Source organism: Bacteroidota bacterium, from assembly GCA_013360915.1.
In the GTDB taxonomy this organism is placed as follows: Bacteria; Bacteroidota; JABWAT01; order JABWAT01; family JABWAT01; genus JABWAT01.
In genome coordinates this window covers 42357-58323 of sequence record JABWAT010000015.1, presented here as the reverse complement: position 1 = coordinate 58323, position 15967 = coordinate 42357, and the positions used below count along the sequence as shown (strand labels likewise).

Annotated in this window: 14 protein-coding genes and 1 CRISPR repeat array; of the genes, 4 read left to right on the top strand and 10 right to left on the bottom strand. The window is 45.0% G+C overall.

The features are described 5' to 3' along the window. Positions 1-169 precede the first annotated feature (169 nt). From HUU10_13025 to HUU10_12980, 10 genes are all read right to left on the bottom strand, one after another. Complete coding sequence (locus HUU10_13025; protein ID NUQ82529.1) at positions 170-472, bottom strand: GIY-YIG nuclease family protein; 303 nt, start codon at positions 470-472, stop codon at positions 170-172. 573 nt (positions 473-1045) lie between these two features. After that, positions 1046-1741 carry a hypothetical protein gene (locus tag HUU10_13020; protein NUQ82528.1) on the bottom strand — a complete coding sequence of 232 codons (696 nt, stop codon included), beginning with the start codon at positions 1739-1741 and terminating at the stop codon, positions 1046-1048. Between the two features lie 82 nt (positions 1742-1823). After that, on the bottom strand, positions 1824-2711 hold the full coding sequence (locus tag HUU10_13015; protein ID NUQ82527.1) for a hypothetical protein: 888 nt from the start codon (positions 2709-2711) through the stop codon (positions 1824-1826). A gap of 50 nt (positions 2712-2761) precedes the next feature. Beyond that, positions 2762-4621: a DUF2075 domain-containing protein gene (locus HUU10_13010; protein NUQ82526.1), complete on the bottom strand. Its 1860-nt coding sequence runs from the start codon at positions 4619-4621 to the stop codon at positions 2762-2764. A 2-nt stretch (positions 4622-4623) separates the two neighbouring features. Next, a complete protein-coding gene (locus HUU10_13005; protein ID NUQ82525.1) occupies positions 4624-4962 on the bottom strand; it encodes a nucleotide pyrophosphohydrolase in 339 nt (112 codons plus the stop codon). Positions 4963-4988: 26 nt separating this feature from the next. Further along, positions 4989-5525, bottom strand: a complete 537-nt coding sequence (locus HUU10_13000; GenBank protein ID NUQ82524.1) for a hypothetical protein — start codon at positions 5523-5525, stop codon at positions 4989-4991. A 10-nt stretch (positions 5526-5535) separates the two neighbouring features. After that, positions 5536-6681, bottom strand: a complete 1146-nt coding sequence (locus tag HUU10_12995) for a hypothetical protein (GenBank protein ID NUQ82523.1) — start codon at positions 6679-6681, stop codon at positions 5536-5538. Beyond that, entirely contained in the window at positions 6678-7769 is a 1092-nt protein-coding gene (locus HUU10_12990) for a glycine zipper family protein (protein ID NUQ82522.1), read from the bottom strand. Before HUU10_12990 ends, HUU10_12995 begins: the two co-directional genes overlap by 4 nt. A gap of 64 nt (positions 7770-7833) precedes the next feature. Next, positions 7834-8874, bottom strand: a complete 1041-nt coding sequence (locus HUU10_12985) for a sigma-70 family RNA polymerase sigma factor (GenBank protein NUQ82521.1) — start codon at positions 8872-8874, stop codon at positions 7834-7836. An 82-nt stretch (positions 8875-8956) separates the two neighbouring features. Next, on the bottom strand, positions 8957-9439 hold the full coding sequence (locus HUU10_12980) for a hypothetical protein (protein ID NUQ82520.1): 483 nt from the start codon (positions 9437-9439) through the stop codon (positions 8957-8959). A 232-nt stretch (positions 9440-9671) separates the two neighbouring features. Here HUU10_12980 and cas2 point away from each other — a divergent pair, with 232 nt between their 5' ends. From cas2 to HUU10_12960, 4 genes are all read left to right on the top strand, one after another. After that, positions 9672-9938 carry a CRISPR-associated endonuclease Cas2 gene (gene cas2 / locus HUU10_12975; protein ID NUQ82519.1) on the top strand — a complete coding sequence of 89 codons (267 nt, stop codon included), beginning with the start codon at positions 9672-9674 and terminating at the stop codon, positions 9936-9938. Positions 9939-9941: 3 nt separating this feature from the next. Then, a complete protein-coding gene (gene cas1 / locus HUU10_12970; protein NUQ82518.1) occupies positions 9942-11042 on the top strand; it encodes a CRISPR-associated endonuclease Cas1 in 1101 nt (366 codons plus the stop codon). Between the two features lie 181 nt (positions 11043-11223). Next, positions 11224-13451: a CRISPR direct-repeat array (repeat unit 30 nt; unit sequence ATCTGCTTTTTACCATAGTGGAATTGCGAC). Positions 13452-14763: 1312 nt separating this feature from the next. Beyond that, a complete protein-coding gene (locus tag HUU10_12965; GenBank protein NUQ82517.1) occupies positions 14764-15546 on the top strand; it encodes an ADP-ribosylglycohydrolase family protein in 783 nt (260 codons plus the stop codon). A gap of 89 nt (positions 15547-15635) precedes the next feature. Beyond that, positions 15636-15965, top strand: coding sequence for a hypothetical protein (locus tag HUU10_12960; GenBank protein ID NUQ82516.1), 330 nt, complete (start codon positions 15636-15638; stop codon positions 15963-15965). The last annotated feature ends 2 nt before the right edge of the window (positions 15966-15967 follow it).

Sequence of the window (15967 nt, the reverse complement as noted above, 5' to 3'; positions counted from 1 at the left end):
GAACCTCAGCCACCGGAAAAACCCGGACCCTGAGGTTCTCGAAGGGTCCGGTAGAAAAAACTTGTACGTACGGTGCTTTCGAGCGGTCCCCGAGCAAAGTCGAGGGGCAGCCACCGGGTAGTGAAACCGGACGTTGAGGTTCTCGAAACGTCCGGTGCCTTCGAGAACCTCAGGCACCGGTTTTATTGCGATCCCTATATGCAATTGCCAACCCCGGTAACAAATTACATTCCGAATGAATCAACGCTTCCTTCTTACAACGAGCCCAGCCCTGAATTTGTTTTTCACGAAAAAACGCCTCATCAATTCGCGGAAATTCTTCAACATAAATCAATTCAACAGGAAGCCGCTTTTTTGTATGATTGGCCCCCTCACCAGACTGATGTTGCTGCAGTCGAAGACATAAATCGGTCGTACTACCGGTGTAATACGTACCATCGGAACATCGTAAAATGTACACATATCCAGTCATGTTTTTCCCGGGATCAGGAGTTATATAAAGATACGGATTTTCGATGTACGATGGCTTCTGTTCCGGTGGCTTCGAGAACCTCAGCCACCGGAAAAAACCCGGACCCTGAGGGTCTTGCATAAACCGGACGTTGAGGTTCTCGAAACGTCCGGTAGGTGATGCTTTCTGTTCAGGTGCCTTTTGTTCCGGTGCCTTCGAGCGGTCCCCGAACGAAGCCGAGGGGCAGGCACCGGAAAAACCCGGACCCTGAGGTTCTCGAAGGGTCCGGAAGGAAATGCCTTCTAATCCGGTGCCTTCGAGCGGTCCCCGAGCAAAGCCGAGGGGCAGGCACCGGACACATTCCCTCATCCTTCCGACCAAAAATCCGTCCTACCCCACTCATGCCTGCAGGTATTGCACCGCCATTGGGGTGAGTCAGGTGAAATACAACACCCGCCCATGACAATCTCACCAGCCTCGGCCTTTTTCCATACCTCTGGATTACTTATCGGCATTCCATATTGAAATCGGGCCACTTTATCAGAACCGCATTGCGGGCAGACGGTTGGTTTTTTGGATTTGCGTTTCATGGGGTTACCAGACTTTTACATTCAGTTTTTCCAGAGATTTTCCCAATTGAGTGAATGCCAGATTCAGGTGTTCGGATTTTTTTCGATCAACCAGAAAAAATCCGACCTGCCCCGTTTGAATAACCCGCACGCTGGTGGCACCACAAATCATTTTTAACTGGTTGATTCGGTTTGGAATGTAAACATCCCTTTTCACCCGTGGGAAATGCTGATAAATTAAAACCGGTGCCTGATCAAGCAACCGGGTAATTTCATCGAAATACACATACCGGACTGACCTGATACTGTTTTTTGATGTGGAAGGAATCTCCATTCCGTTATCTGGATCCAGGAAAATGAGACCCGAACCGTTTATCACTGATTGTGCTTGCTGCCAATATGCTTCCCGGCTTCCATCTGCTGGCATTGGAACCAGTTTATCAAAATAGCGGGCGTTGGGAATCAAACCAATGGCATCCAGATAACCGATTTTAAGGTGTTCTCTCCCTTTATTGATGTCAATAAGCTTGTCATACAGTTCCGGATCAAGTGACTGAAACTTCTCTGGTTTGTTTATATGATGTTTTGTTCTCCCATCCGTACTTCCATCATCCGGCGTCAGCATCCAGATCACACCAATCTGGCGGGTAACCGCAGATAATTGCCGAAGAATGTAATACTTCAGAAAATCGTGGGTATCACCGAGGTATTGGAGTTTCATTTTCTAATTACTTTGGATGATTTAATTCAGATTCTTTTTAAATGATACATAGTTAAAATGTTTTCTGCCAAGTTTTTACTTATCAGGAAATTATCGCTGCTTTAATCTTGTCAATACAGAACCCTAGTTTTTCTCGTCTTTCTAAACCTGTGAAACGAAGAACCTTGAATCCGAGTAATTGAAGATCTCTGTCAATGTTCCTGTCTCTTGTTGCATCTTCCTCTCGTCGCTCATGATAGGTGAACCCATCTGTATAAATGCAAAGGCTTGAAGTAGTTTTAAAATACTTATCTTCCTCCCTTTTTTCTATAAAGAAATCCGGCTTTGTTAGAATTTTACGTTTGTCTAATTCATTGAGATATGGATGAACTGATCCATCCCTATAAATTTGTTTCTGCAATTCAGGAGTTATACCCTCATTTGCCAACGCCAGCAAGAGAATTCGCTCCAAAGGACTTTCAACTACCTTCACACATTCAAAACAAAGTTTGCCATCAAACTTACAACTCCGATTGCTTTTCTTGAATGCATCTACTTGATTTTTACATTCCGGAATATTCTGCTTAACCTTTTCTATCTCTGATACAACTGATTTCAACTCTGTTTTTATCTGAATGTCAGTGAATCCATATTCCTTCATTTTCCTGAATGTGTGATTTTCTATCGGATCCTTCCACTGAAAGACACATTCATAGCAATCGATGTATTTCAAACGACAAAACTTGCATATTTTCTCAGAGACATGCTTCTTAACAATTATTCCAGCATCCTGCTTGGAACAACCAAACCTTTCAATCAACCTATCAAATCCAAGAAATTTTTCGATTTCATCTCGCAATAAAAGTAGGTCACCCTCAACTTCATATTTTTCGAGTTCAAAATCGAACTCCCCTTTTTTGTTTTTCAGTATTAGGCTATAACCAAAAACCGATCCATTTAACCGTTCCTTCTTAATAATTGAAAATGACATTAATATTTGTCCTTTCTACTTTTCGTTAAATCTCTGATTTTCCCATTTTGCTATGCCCTGAAATGTTTTTTCAAATACTCATTCGTTTCGACATCCACTGCATACACATAACATCCTTTAATTCCCCGAGTCATTAAGGTACGGTAGGTGTTTTTAATAATCGATCGGATTTTTTCCTTTGCCAGCTCCCCGTGTTCTTTCACCAGTTTCTTATATCCGAATAATGTTTTATCCATTTTTGAACGCTTAGCCGGATCCACCAATACGGTCCCATCTCTGACAATTAAATCCGGACCAATAATTACACCAACGTAATCAACTTCAAGTCCCTGACAGGTGTGGATACAACCAATTTCATTTACAGAATCATGCTTCACGATCCATAAACTGGAATCAACAGATAAATTCCATTTCATGCTGAAGCCAAATTCAGGAAAAACTATATCATCCAGACGAGGGTTGTTCTTACTCACCCAATCCCAGCAATACCCCGCAACCAATCGCGCCCGGTTTGCTTCTTTGTTCTTCTCAAAAATCAGGTCTCGCAGATCACTTGGTGTATCAAGGACACGGAAATCAAAATTTAAGCCGCTAACTGACTGGTTAGCTGTTTCCCTGATCTGCAGCAAGTGATCCAGGAAAGCCATATATCCATCCGAGCCATTACACCTGAATTGGGAAACCAACTCCAATTCTGTAACATCTGCACCTGCCAATGTTGCCCATTTTCTGATTTCGTCCTTACTCCCGATATCCTTCAAGGTGACCCGCTGATCTTCATCGATAAAAAACACCGAACCTTTGGACGCATGGATGATTTCCTTAATTTGGTTATCACCATCTGCCCCATATAACCCGGACTTTTCATTCAGCCGATGGGCTTCATCCACGATCAGCAAGTCATAGGCATTTTTCGGAGCTTCGATAAACCGACCCGATCCCTGAAATAAAGCAGAAAACCGGTTCTTTTTCATGGATCTTGTTAAAACGGACTGAAAGACAGCCCGGGGAGCGGCATTTTTGGTCACGTATTGGGTGATTAACTCCTTTTTAGTAATTGCATTAAGGAGATTAATTGCAATGACTGATTTTCCGGTTCCCGGCCCCCCTTCTACTATCAAGACCTGCTTCGGGCCGGATTGTGCCATGGTCGTAAGATCCAGAGCCGTTTCATAAACCAACTTCTGTTCATCCAGCAAAACAAATTCCTTTCGTCCCGCCATCATTCCGGAAAGCGCATCGATGAGAAACTTCGATGGCCGGATTCTTCCCTGATCAATCCGGTACATCATCTCACCATTATCACCGGTTTTAATAAACTGACTGATAAAGGCACGTAATTTCAACTGATCTTTTTTTAGGAAAACAGGAGCCCGATCGAGGTACTCCTGATAAAATGGATGCCGGATGACATCATCTTCCAGATAATTGTGCAGGTAAGCGCATGGGCGAAGTGAAATATCTTCGCGTTCAACGGTTTCTGAGAAATCCCTGAGCAGGGATGCATAGGAATAAGCCTGATAAGAAGGATGAGCAGTTTCATGAAGACCGCGTCCAAGAGCCGTTTTAACAACACCATCTTTTGGGGTTAATTCAGCAGAAGTCCATTGCTTTAATTCAACAATAACCACATGTCCTTTTTTATGCTCATCCTGGCCCGAAATGATGAAATCAATCCGCTTGCTGGTTTGTGGAATCTGCAGTTCAATGGCAATACCTGCCGAATCTGGAATCACCGGATCATCGATAACCCGGGACATAAAGGTCAGTGAATTCCAATATGCATCCAGTTCCTTTTGTGCAACCCGTCGATGGAGACGTTGAAGCATGGCGTCGGCAATTTTTTGCTCAATCTCACCATGAACAACATGAGACTGAAAGGTTGATTTATTTTCCCGATAAACCAGCATGACTATAACTCGGTATACTTCCTTGACGAACCCTTCGATTTGTCAATGGGATACTTTTCACCATTTATTCTGATTTTTTCTGATATGATTTTCTCAACATCCAGATCATGTTTATGCGCAAGCAGAAGGGCATAGGCAAAAACATCTGCCAATTCCTCGGCCAGCTTTTGTCTGTCAACCTTTTCAATATCCGCCCCGTTTTTCCAAAGAAACAGTTCATTCAATTCTGCTGCCTCGATGGATAGGGCAAGTGCCAGGTTTTTTGAATCGTGAAACTGCTGCCAATTCCGATCATCACGGAATTGAATAAGCAGTTCGGTCAGCTGTTGAAGTTGTGTCATTATAAAGGGTCTTAAATAGGTAATTCTTACCCGATTCTGAGAGAATGGAAGAAACAGATGATTCTTTTCTCAGTTTTTGGGTGACGAGCCCTGAGTACTTTTTCCAACTCTGAAGGAGTTTCAGTTGACTGTTCAGCCAAATACATTTGTGTTCCAATTGTCTCATTCATTTCTGTAATAGATAAAATTGACGCCAATTTCTCAAAATCAACATCAATCTCCTTAAATGAGTTTTTATATTTTACCTCACAAACCCAATCTGCCCTGAAGGTTCCGGTATTCAGATCTGATTCACTTTGATCCTCGCTCAGCAAAATAAGATCCGGATGGTAATTATTTTTGACGTATGTTTCTGCCAATAACCTTGATACTTTAATTTTCCTGCCATAATTGCTATGCATAATTTCGATTGTTTGTCGCGTTTCATCAATTCTGCACTTTAAACGGTGCGCCAGCTCAATCTGCACATCAATTTCCTGAAGGTATCTGTGGGGTTCCATCACAATATCAGCAATCAATTCGTCAACAACTCTATTGATCTTTTGAATCAGGGTTGCATTCACATATACTCCATCAGGTAATTCGCAATTGCGCACCGGGTCGCATGCTCCCCGGATTCCTTGAATAAAACACGATATAATATCCACCGGCTGAATCATACGCAGCAGCCCATTGGCAATGATTTTTTACTTCGGCACCAATAAAACCCATCAGCCAGGATGCACGAAAATTGTCAAATAAAAGATACTTGCATTCTTCCTTCGGAATTTTCCCAAGCCAGTTTTCAAGCCGAAAGTGTGAAATCAAGTCAGCAGAGTATTGGATACCAGCGGGCACAGCCAATGACAATTTCAACGCACCTGGCATGGAGTCTGTTTTTTCGCGACCAATGGTCATTTGGCGGGAACCGGGGACCTGAATCCCTTCCGGCCAGCACAGTGACACCACATCGTCCAGGCTTGAAAGAGGGAAAATGATTGGTGCCTGCATTTTTAAACTTTTACCAACATCACTGGTGGCAGGTACAATCAGTCTGGTCAGGTGTGGTTGTTCATCCGCAAGTATACTTGCCTTGTCAGGAATATGACTGACTGGCAATAACCGGCCGTCTTCACTGACATGACCAGTAAATGCCATGTCGGAAGGAATCGGTTTCTGAATCAGGTAACTGATGAGAAACATCACCAACGGAAGGATCATGGAATCTCCTTCAACGCGTTCCTCAGATTCCCCGGAATCATCCGGTATTGAATAATGACCAAAAATGGTCTGAGCGGACGGCGATAATAGCAAGGTCCATTCAGGCAGAAAACCAGTTAGCACACGGCTGGCCAACCGGATGATCAGATCCCTTTGATCGGCATTAACAAAATTTAGAGTGCCAGGCTCTCTGAAACGGACCGGAAGCACACAACTGATGAAGGGATGGACTGGGTTTACAACTACCACAGACCCATCACCGGGCAGAAGGGCTGCGTCAACAGGTACCGGCGTGGGAATAAGATCCCTTCCTGATCTGGAAAGCATGTCATTCAGCGCCTGAATGGCGGGAGGATGACACTGACTCAGCCGCCCGGGATTGGAAAGAAATGCTTCAAGAAATTGAATCTGATCACGTGAGGGAAGGTTCAAAAAAAAGCCTGCGAGATACTGAACTGCCCGGTTGACACTACCCATTTCAAGCAACCGGTACCAATCCTGCTCTGAAAACCGGTTCATATCACTTTGGAAAAGGCCCGGCGGCCCTTGGGTTTCACCTCAATCCGGATGGGTTTACTGAAAAATGCAGGAAAATCTGTTATCACTGGTATCTGAAAAGCGAAGGCAAGACCGGATTTTCCAAAATGACTAATGGTTTGTAAGGGTAACCCGGTTCCTTCAATTTTTACCCAGTCGAGTTCTTTAACAGAGGCATCGGTAAAGGTTAACCACAATTCCAGATGCCCATCCACCGGTTTTAACCGAAAAAGCAGATCGTCATTTCCGTACAGAACCTCGCCAGTATCAACAAAGGCCTTTAATTTTTCTGTTAAACTTCCCATATGTCTACCACCAAGTGCACCCAAAATAGCACCAATCCCAGGTGCTACTATTCCAGAAATTGCCCCTGAGTTGAAAATTGCACCAATTCCTCCCCCACTACTTGCCGCCAGTTTATTTCCATAGTCCTGAAAACCCTGAATCAACGGCAGGATGGTATCAGCCAATTGGTTATGCCGGGAATCCATTTCCTCCGCCCATTCTAATGCCCGGAATGTCTGCTGCCGCATCCACTCCTGAACGCCCTCCTGATATCCCAGCGGATCTTCCCATTCAATAATATTATGATCCGATAGCCAGTACAGTTCATCATCGTGAATCGAATTCAGATTAACAGTGGATTGTAAAATCTTTTTAGTAATTTCTTCCGGTATTTTTTCTGCATACCGGTTCAATTGGGACTCGTTCATTGTGCCAACGGCTCGGATCATAAAAATTCGCGGGAGTCCCCGCCCGGTCCAGACCGGATCACCAACAGTCCCCTGTTCTGCACGCATGGTGACCGGTACCACACGAAAAAGAAAATTGGTTTCCGGAGAGGGAGTGGTTAATACAAGGACTTTCATTTGCGGATTATCAATCTGCCAGATTTGACCGGATTCGGGCGAACAAATTTCTTCACCTGCCATTAAATCTGAATAGGATTGCTGAATGAATTCTGGTGGCACGTCATTCTGATCCCAATCCGCCCGGGTTGGAAAATTAAACTGGATCATATCGGCGTAGTCAGACCACTGTCTGTCTTGCGAGACAAGTTGATTGGCCAAATCCCCTTCAGTTATTGAGGTTTCCTTCCAAACCCAGCGACGGATGAGGTCTCCCCGATCCCCATCAGAGTCCAGGATAGGTTTCACGTCCATATTTTTCATATAAATCTTTTGTTAATCGTTTAAGGTCCGAAATAAACCGGGTTTCTAAATCCATCAAAAGTTTACCTGCCGATTCGGAATTGTTCCAATCGGGTAAACGGGCCAGCCGCCGGCGCCAGATTAAAGGTAGGCTTTCCGAACCATTTTCATCATTCAAAATCCGCAATTGTTTTTTAAGGAGGTACTCTGCTGAACTTGTTCCTCTCAGAAGCAAAGCATTCTGAACGGATTTGAGCGTAAAATCAGTATTGAACACCAGATACCATGCAGTAGCCACGAGTTCACCAGGCGGTTTACCTGCCATAACCTGATTGACTAATTCAGCGGATACATCAGAAATAAATTCAGTGTATGATAATTCAACGGACGGGTCAGACCATTCGACCCCCTCGTTTAAGGAATTTGACTGGCCGTCGGTTTCTTCATCCTCCCGGGACGAATCGTGAAACAATTCCCGGACAATTCCAGCCTTACTGGTAATTGCATTGGTAACCGATCGTTTCCATGACCATCCGTTCATTTCTGAAAAGGTGAGTGTCAGATTTTCTCTAAGTTGAGTTTTCATTGCCGGCGTCCAGTTGCCTGCCGGTTCCGGAAATTGCTGGTGTTGGGTTGATTGAATCCACAATCTGAGAAAATCATCCGTATCAAATTCTTCCCTGTTCAGTAAATCCGCTGTGCGTGCATAGCGCTTTTTCTGATAAGAGGCCAGAACATGATCATTTTCCAGTTTATCAAGTGCCTCGGTAATCACTTCCTCAAAATTATTGTACCTGGGATTGATGTGTGAGTACCTGTATTCCATCAATTTGTTTCTGGCAACTAACCACAAATAGGATGTCGGATTATCGGGAACAGGTGCACCATTGCTAATTGCCTGCCAGACACTGGAAACGACGTCGGTAACAATTTCATGAATAAAACCATAATCCTTGCGGTAACTGGTGGTATAAACGATGTCACGGACGTACTGATAGAGGAAGGAATGGGTAGCTGCAGACATTTGGCCTGATGTCATACCTTCAAAGATTGATTTGAATTGGTCCTTCTCCTGAAAGGAACGAGAGTGTGGTGTTTGAAAATCTTCACTCATAGCTTTGAACGAACGCCGCCAGTTTTTCCATCAGTTCATGTTTCTTTCCTTCAGAAAGCTTCCCTTTTTTATCAGTCAGCGTTTTCGGCCGGAACCAGAGAAAATGGTCAATTAATGCCACACAGGGTTCATCCACCGGTTCGGAAACCGGATCGAGATAAACGATGACTTCCGCTTGCCGGTTTTTCAATTTGGTGGATAGTGGCACCCACTGAACCGTGCGGGATGGTTCGCTTGGTTCCTGGTTTCCGGTTATGCCCGGCCGGAAGTCGTGATCTGTACGGGTTTTACTTTCATCGCGGAACTGTACCCGGGAATCAGGAACCAGCCAGACCTGGCCCGGCTTCAACCCGGCCACCTTTTCTTCTTCCTCCGTTAAAACAGCCTTCCGCTCCCGGTAGGCTCTGATTTTTTCAACGGTACGGGTAAAGACCTCATCATCCGGATCTGAAAACAAACGATTGAGAAGATTCATAATCAATCTGCTTTAGTTTCAGTTAATATAACTGGAAAGAAATCCAAAATAAACCTCTTATCGGGGTGGGGTTCTCCCGGTAACCCGATTTCCAGGCAGGTCGGTAAGTAGCCGGAAGGGCTGCCGGCCGGAGTTTGGCATTTTCGTTGCAGACACCAATCTGGCCTCATTGGGAGAATCCGATCACAACGTGACGAGGTCAATTAGACAATTTATTAACCAACTAACCATCATGTATCTGATCGCTGTCTATGACATCGGCACCCGGCGGTTGCCCAAAATGCTGAAACTGTTCCGGCAGTATCTGCACTGGGTTCAGAACTCGGTCTTTGAAGGAGAGCTGACCGAGTCACAGGTGCATGTGCTGACTGAACGGGCTGGTGCCCTGATGGATCCCGACACAGATTCGCTCATCCTATACCGGTTCAGCGGCAATAAATACCTCAGAAGAGATATCTATGGATTGCAAAAAGGTCAGACTGACCACATACTGGAGTGAACCATGAAACAAGCTTTCTATTTATTCCACACCGGCCGGCTGCGCCGCAAGGACAGCACCGTCTGGTTTGAACCGCTGGTTGATGAAACCAGTCATGCCGATGGGTATGATGATACCCTGCTGGCTTCTATCGGAGATGAAATGACGCCGGAATGGAGCCTGAAACGCAGTGACCGAAACATCCGCGAAAAACGGGTCATCCCCATCGAGGAAATCGATGCCATGTGGGTCATGACCGAACTCTGCATGAACAACCGGTTTTTTGAACTCCTGTCCAGACATCAGATTCCGCTCTTTCTGGTGAACTACCGCGGAAATGTGACCGGTACCTGGTGGCCTGGCCAAATGGCTGGTGAGTCACCTGTTCTTTTAAACCAGGCATCCAGTATTCTGAAGGCGGAGCAAAAAGCCTATACGGCCTCAGAGATTCAGTTGGCATCGGTGGTAAACATGAGGCAGGTACTCAGGGGTCACCGGTATCACGGTTGCCCGTTTGGCGATTCCATTGCCATGCTTGAAGCCGAAATTGAACAATGGGACCGGCTTCCCGATGAAAGTGCCCGGTTTCTGGCCGAGGCACGCTGCAAAAAGGAGTATTACACTGCTATCGGAAGTCTATTGAATCCGCCATGGACGTTCAGTGGACGTGACCGGCAGCCCCCGGGAGACCCGGTTAATGCGGTGATTTCCTGGCTGAATACCTTGTTGTACGGTACCGTGGCAACCGAAATCGCCCGTGCCGGTTTGCACCCGGGATTGGGCTATATTCATTCAAACCGGGTAAACCGCCAGAGTCTGGCTCTCGATCTGGCCGATATCTTCAAACCCATTCTGGCTGACCGCCTGGCACTTACACTCTTTAACCGCCGGCAATTCTCACCCACCGATTTTGAAACCTCACCCGACAAGGATGGGGTATGGCTTAACCGGGCGGCCCGGATTCTGGTCACACGGGAATGGGAAAACCGGATTAAAACCACTTTGCTTCACCCTGTTCACAAGAGAAGCATGAACTGGAGGCAGATCATCCGAACCGATGCCATCTGCCTGAGACACTTCATTGATGACGGGTCAGATCTGCAGTTTTTTGAACTGCCGGTCTGACCTTGAACCGGGACGTTTTTTAAGGACCAATCGAAACATTCTGTCACCGGATTGTAACAACGGGCCAAAACGGGGTTGTTTTTGTATCCCTCAACATGGGTAAGCGAAGCCTCCCGGCGGGTTGTTCTGCCCAGTTAGTGGTTGAAAAACCGGCAAATCCGTCTTATTTTGGCTATGTCTTATCTGCTTTTTACCATAGTGGAATTGCGACTCAGGAGACAATCGCCGGAGCGGTAACGGCTTCCAAATCTGCTTTTTACCATAGTGGAATTGCGACCTGATGTGGACCCACCTGCCGAACTCGCTGATCATCTGCTTTTTACCATAGTGGAATTGCGACCTATTTAAGCGACTCCCGTCGCTATGGCTACGCCATCTGCTTTTTACCATAGTGGAATTGCGACCTAATTTAGTAAATCTACCGGTACGTTTGTCACGAATCTGCTTTTTACCATAGTGGAATTGCGACGGAATCGACGCCCGGATTGTTGCCTTATGCAATCCATCTGCTTTTTACCATAGTGGAATTGCGACCTCCATAAATCCGGCTTTGACGCTTGTCGTAAATTATCTGCTTTTTACCATAGTGGAATTGCGACTTTCAGGCACAATTTTACCATCAACTTCTACGTCATCTGCTTTTTACCATAGTGGAATTGCGACCTAATGTGGTGGTGAACAAACGCTTCTGCTGGTGATCTGCTTTTTACCATAGTGGAATTGCGACCAATTGGTGACATCCCTTACAATATATATACACACACATCTGCTTTTTACCATAGTGGAATTGCGACATCATCTATATCAATGAAAAAACTACCGCCAACAAATCTGCTTTTTACCATAGTGGAATTGCGACCTTCTTGAGCTAACCTTAAAAAATCTACCATTGGTATCTGCTTTTTACCATAGTGGAATTGCGACACGATGTAATTATCCCATAACTGTCCGGCCGTTTATCTGCTTTTTACCATAGTGGAATTGCGACTAGCGTAATTTAACCGGATAGAGGGGGGTGGGAAATCTGCTTTTTACCATAGTGGAATTGCGACCTCCGATTTTATTGTGATGGTTTCTTCATTGTGAATCTGCTTTTTACCATAGTGGAATTGCGACTCAGAGTCCCGGCGGCTGACAGCGTTTCGAGTTCATCTGCTTTTTACCATAGTGGAATTGCGACCTTTTTGTAACCACGAACCTATCACCAGCCATACTATCTGCTTTTTACCATAGTGGAATTGCGACACTCAGCAAAGAGTCTACTACAATCGTAGTACTAATCTGCTTTTTACCATAGTGGAATTGCGACCATTGTTGTCTCCTTTTTACGTTAATCACGGACTTATCTGCTTTTTACCATAGTGGAATTGCGACACCGGCTGAGAGAAGAGAATATGGTGAATCTGGCATCTGCTTTTTACCATAGTGGAATTGCGACGCGGGTTCTGTATACAGAGACCCGGCCGCCATCTATCTGCTTTTTACCATAGTGGAATTGCGACCGATATCCAATGCCTTAGCAATGGAAACCTTTGTATCTGCTTTTTACCATAGTGGAATTGCGACCATCCCTTTCTTACTATGGTTGGTTTATTTTTGACATCTGCTTTTTACCATAGTGGAATTGCGACCAGGTTGGGCGAATGCATCCGGAAGGCTGTTTGTATCTGCTTTTTACCATAGTGGAATTGCGACGTTTTAATCACCTTAAGAGGCCATTCACCGAAACGATCTGCTTTTTACCATAGTGGAATTGCGACTTTATCTTCAATCACTACAGCCGTAGCGTCTTTAGCATCTGCTTTTTACCATAGTGGAATTGCGACTTGTACAGATATCTTCCAATGCCAATCGGCACGAATCTGCTTTTTACCATAGTGGAATTGCGACCAAACAATTTGACCAATCGTGTGTTTGCTATGTCGGTATCTGCTTTTTACCATAGTGGAATTGCGACATCTTTCCGGTGTATTTGGCATTGCAGACGTTGTATCTGCTTTTTACCATAGTGGAATTGCGACTGAATGTGCTTCTGCCGGTTGGTGTACTGCTCGAATCTGCTTTTTACCATAGTGGAATTGCGACATCCGTACTCTTTCAATAATTCAATTGCTTGAGTATCTGCTTTTTACCATAGTGGAATTGCGACTCAGATCGGTCCGGTGCTGTGATATCCAATTTTTTATCTACTTTTTACCATAGTGGAATTGCGACAGCACAGCATCAATCGCTTTGTCAAAATTCAGTTCATCTGCTTTTTACCATAGTGGAATTGCGACCCATTAAAAATAATGGGTGAAATTATTGGCTTACCATCTGCCTTTTACCATAGTGGAATTGCGACGATCGTTTCCATTGACTAACCCACCCTTTTTTCTGATCTGCTTTTTACCATTGTGGAATTGCTGGCTTTGCCAGTGAGTAGTGATTGGTGATGAGATTAATTCATTAAATACGGGTAAATGGGTTTTCATTGATAACATTCCCAGATACGGGGAGTACTTTTCCTACTCGTCATTCTTTTCTTGTCACTCATTCCCTTTTTTGCCTATTTACTATCGTGGAATGGCCGGCTGCACCAGTGAGTAGTGTGCGTGGCCAAAAATAACTTCTGAGGCTCATGATCTTGTATTGAACAAACAGGCACTTAGATGGGACAAACCGAGTAAAATCAGTGGATTCTGAAGACCGATTCGGATGAGCAGGACCGACTTTTCTGCGGCAATCAGGTTTCACCCAATGAGAAGTATTTTATTAACCGATAGGCAAAAACGGCCATCCCGGATATTGGTTGCGGAACAGGTCACCGAACCTTTCCGGTATGGACAGAAAGAAACCTTACCTTTTTCGGGATAGAAAAATCTGGTAATTTAATCCGTGACAGCCATTTATCCGATCAATTTATTCATGGGGACATCTCTGATCCTGATTTGATAAGTATCATCAGAACCCTGCCGTTTAAGGAATTTTATATTGCATTTCTGATTGTCGGTGTTATAAATGGAATTATCGACAAAAACCTTCAGATAAATACCTGGCGTAACTTTTCTTTATTGTCAGACCATTGCAATTTCATTTTGATTGATACCCTTACCCATTTTGATTGGTTTGATGCCAGGGCTTCAGGAACAACAAAAAGATTATATCACTCCTTTCCAACACAATATTTTTATTCTGCATCCGAGATGGAAAGACTGAACAGAGAAAATGGTATCGAAATAATTGAGCGCATGTCAGAATGTATCGGGTCATTTGAACGAACTCACTTTTTGTTGAGGAAAATAAAAAGGTAAGCCAATAAACATTCAATACATGCTGCGGCTTCTACTCTGTTTTTCTTAACGGGTTGTGCAGTGGGAAGATGCCTCCGCTGGCGGTGCTGACAGTCGGATTCACAATCATTCAATACGGGTAATCAGTGAACGAATCTGCAATCCCGACAAACAGTCATTCCCAGCGGTTGATTAACTTATAGATTCAATTCCTGAAATAGTCCAGAAAGCACACAGGTACTATTTTTATCTGTATTCACATCCCATTACCAATGACATCTTTTATGGACGGGTTAAGAGAAACGCCAATCCGATCAGGTATGTAAACTGCTGAACCACGTTCGGCCAGAATTTCATGTCGTGGCCACTGGTTTCCAGTCCTGATTCATTTTTTGTATGTTTTATATCATGTTGAAAGGGGCCCTGTCATGAACACACTCTCACACACCATTCTTGGTGCCATTGCCGGCGATGTGATCGGCTCGGTTTTCGAATGGGACAATTGCCGGTCCACCAGTTTTCCCCTGTTTGTGACTGAATCGGATTTTACCGATGACACCGTCCTTACCGTTGCCGTCGCCGATTGGCTGGTTCACGGCGGGGATCTTTCCCGTTTGCTGCATGGCTATGCACGGGCCTATCCGGGCAGAGGATATGGCGGCCGGTTTAAAAAGTGGATTCAATCAGAAAAACCACAACCCTACAACAGTTTTGGCAACGGGTCTGCCATGCGGGTCAGTCCGGTGGGATTTGCGGCAACCACGCTCGTGTCCGCCATGGAACTCGCCAGAGAAAGTGCGCAGGTTACTCACAATCATCCCGAAGGAATCAAGGGCGCACAGGCGGTGACTTCTGCCATCTTTCTTGCACGGCACGGGGCCGCTAAAACCGAAATCCGTGAACACATCATTTCTGTTTTTGAATATGACCTTGGGTTCACGCCCGGTTCCATCCGCGACTACTATCAATTCGATGAAACCTGTCAGGGATCGGTACCACAGGCCATCGTGGCCTTTCTTGAGAGCAGCGATTTTGAAAGTGCCATCCGTCTGGCCATATCCATCGGGGGTGACAGCGATACCATTGCCTGCATCACCGGCGGAATCGCCGCCGCGTTTTATAACCACATACCTGACAGCATATACCATGAAGTCACGGAACGGTTGCCCGATGAATTTCTATCGGTGCTGGCGGCCTTTGATCAGAAATTTCCGTTAGCCACCGGCGGCTAAACCGGTAACTGTCTTTTTTTGCTTGCCCGTCTGGAAAACCGGCAGGTTTACTCCTCTTATCAGGAAAACAAGGAATAAACTGAACGGCCATGGAAAAAAAGAACACATCCCCGGTTTTTAAGAAACCACCCGACTTTATGCCCGACGCAATCAAAAAGTATTATCTGACCGAAGAAGAGGCCTTTGATATCATTTACCGGTATCAGCTGGAAATGAAGGCCCGGTTTGTTTTTCCCGGCCAACCGGCTGAAACTGTCATTTATCTGTTCTGCCACAAGGATCACGCTTTTTCCATTCAGAAAAACATCCGGACCGATTCAAACACACACCACATTGAATCCTATTTCATGGTCACACCAGAAGAAGATCCGCCTGCAGGTTCGCTGAATGCCGTCGATACAGGAAATCAACTCAATTAATA

Bases quoted from the DNA above. Each gene is read 5' to 3' on its own strand.
- HUU10_12985 (NUQ82521.1), bottom strand. From the start codon at position 8,874: ATGTCTGCAGCTACCCATTCCTTCCTCTATCAGTACGTCCGTGACATC.
- HUU10_13020 (NUQ82528.1), bottom strand. From the start codon at position 1,741: ATGAAACTCCAATACCTCGGTGATACCCACGATTTTCTGAAGTATTAC.
- HUU10_13015 (NUQ82527.1), bottom strand. From the start codon at position 2,711: ATGTCATTTTCAATTATTAAGAAGGAACGGTTAAATGGATCGGTTTTT.
- cas2 (NUQ82519.1), top strand. From the start codon at position 9,672: ATGTATCTGATCGCTGTCTATGACATCGGCACCCGGCGGTTGCCCAAA.
- HUU10_13010 (NUQ82526.1), bottom strand. From the start codon at position 4,621: ATGCTGGTTTATCGGGAAAATAAATCAACCTTTCAGTCTCATGTTGTT.
- HUU10_12980 (NUQ82520.1), bottom strand. From the start codon at position 9,439: ATGAATCTTCTCAATCGTTTGTTTTCAGATCCGGATGATGAGGTCTTT.
- HUU10_12960 (NUQ82516.1), top strand. From the start codon at position 15,636: ATGGAAAAAAAGAACACATCCCCGGTTTTTAAGAAACCACCCGACTTT.
- HUU10_12995 (NUQ82523.1), bottom strand. From the start codon at position 6,681: ATGAACCGGTTTTCAGAGCAGGATTGGTACCGGTTGCTTGAAATGGGT.
- HUU10_13005 (NUQ82525.1), bottom strand. From the start codon at position 4,962: ATGACACAACTTCAACAGCTGACCGAACTGCTTATTCAATTCCGTGAT.
- HUU10_13025 (NUQ82529.1), bottom strand. From the start codon at position 472: ATGACTGGATATGTGTACATTTTACGATGTTCCGATGGTACGTATTAC.
- cas1 (NUQ82518.1), top strand. From the start codon at position 9,942: ATGAAACAAGCTTTCTATTTATTCCACACCGGCCGGCTGCGCCGCAAG.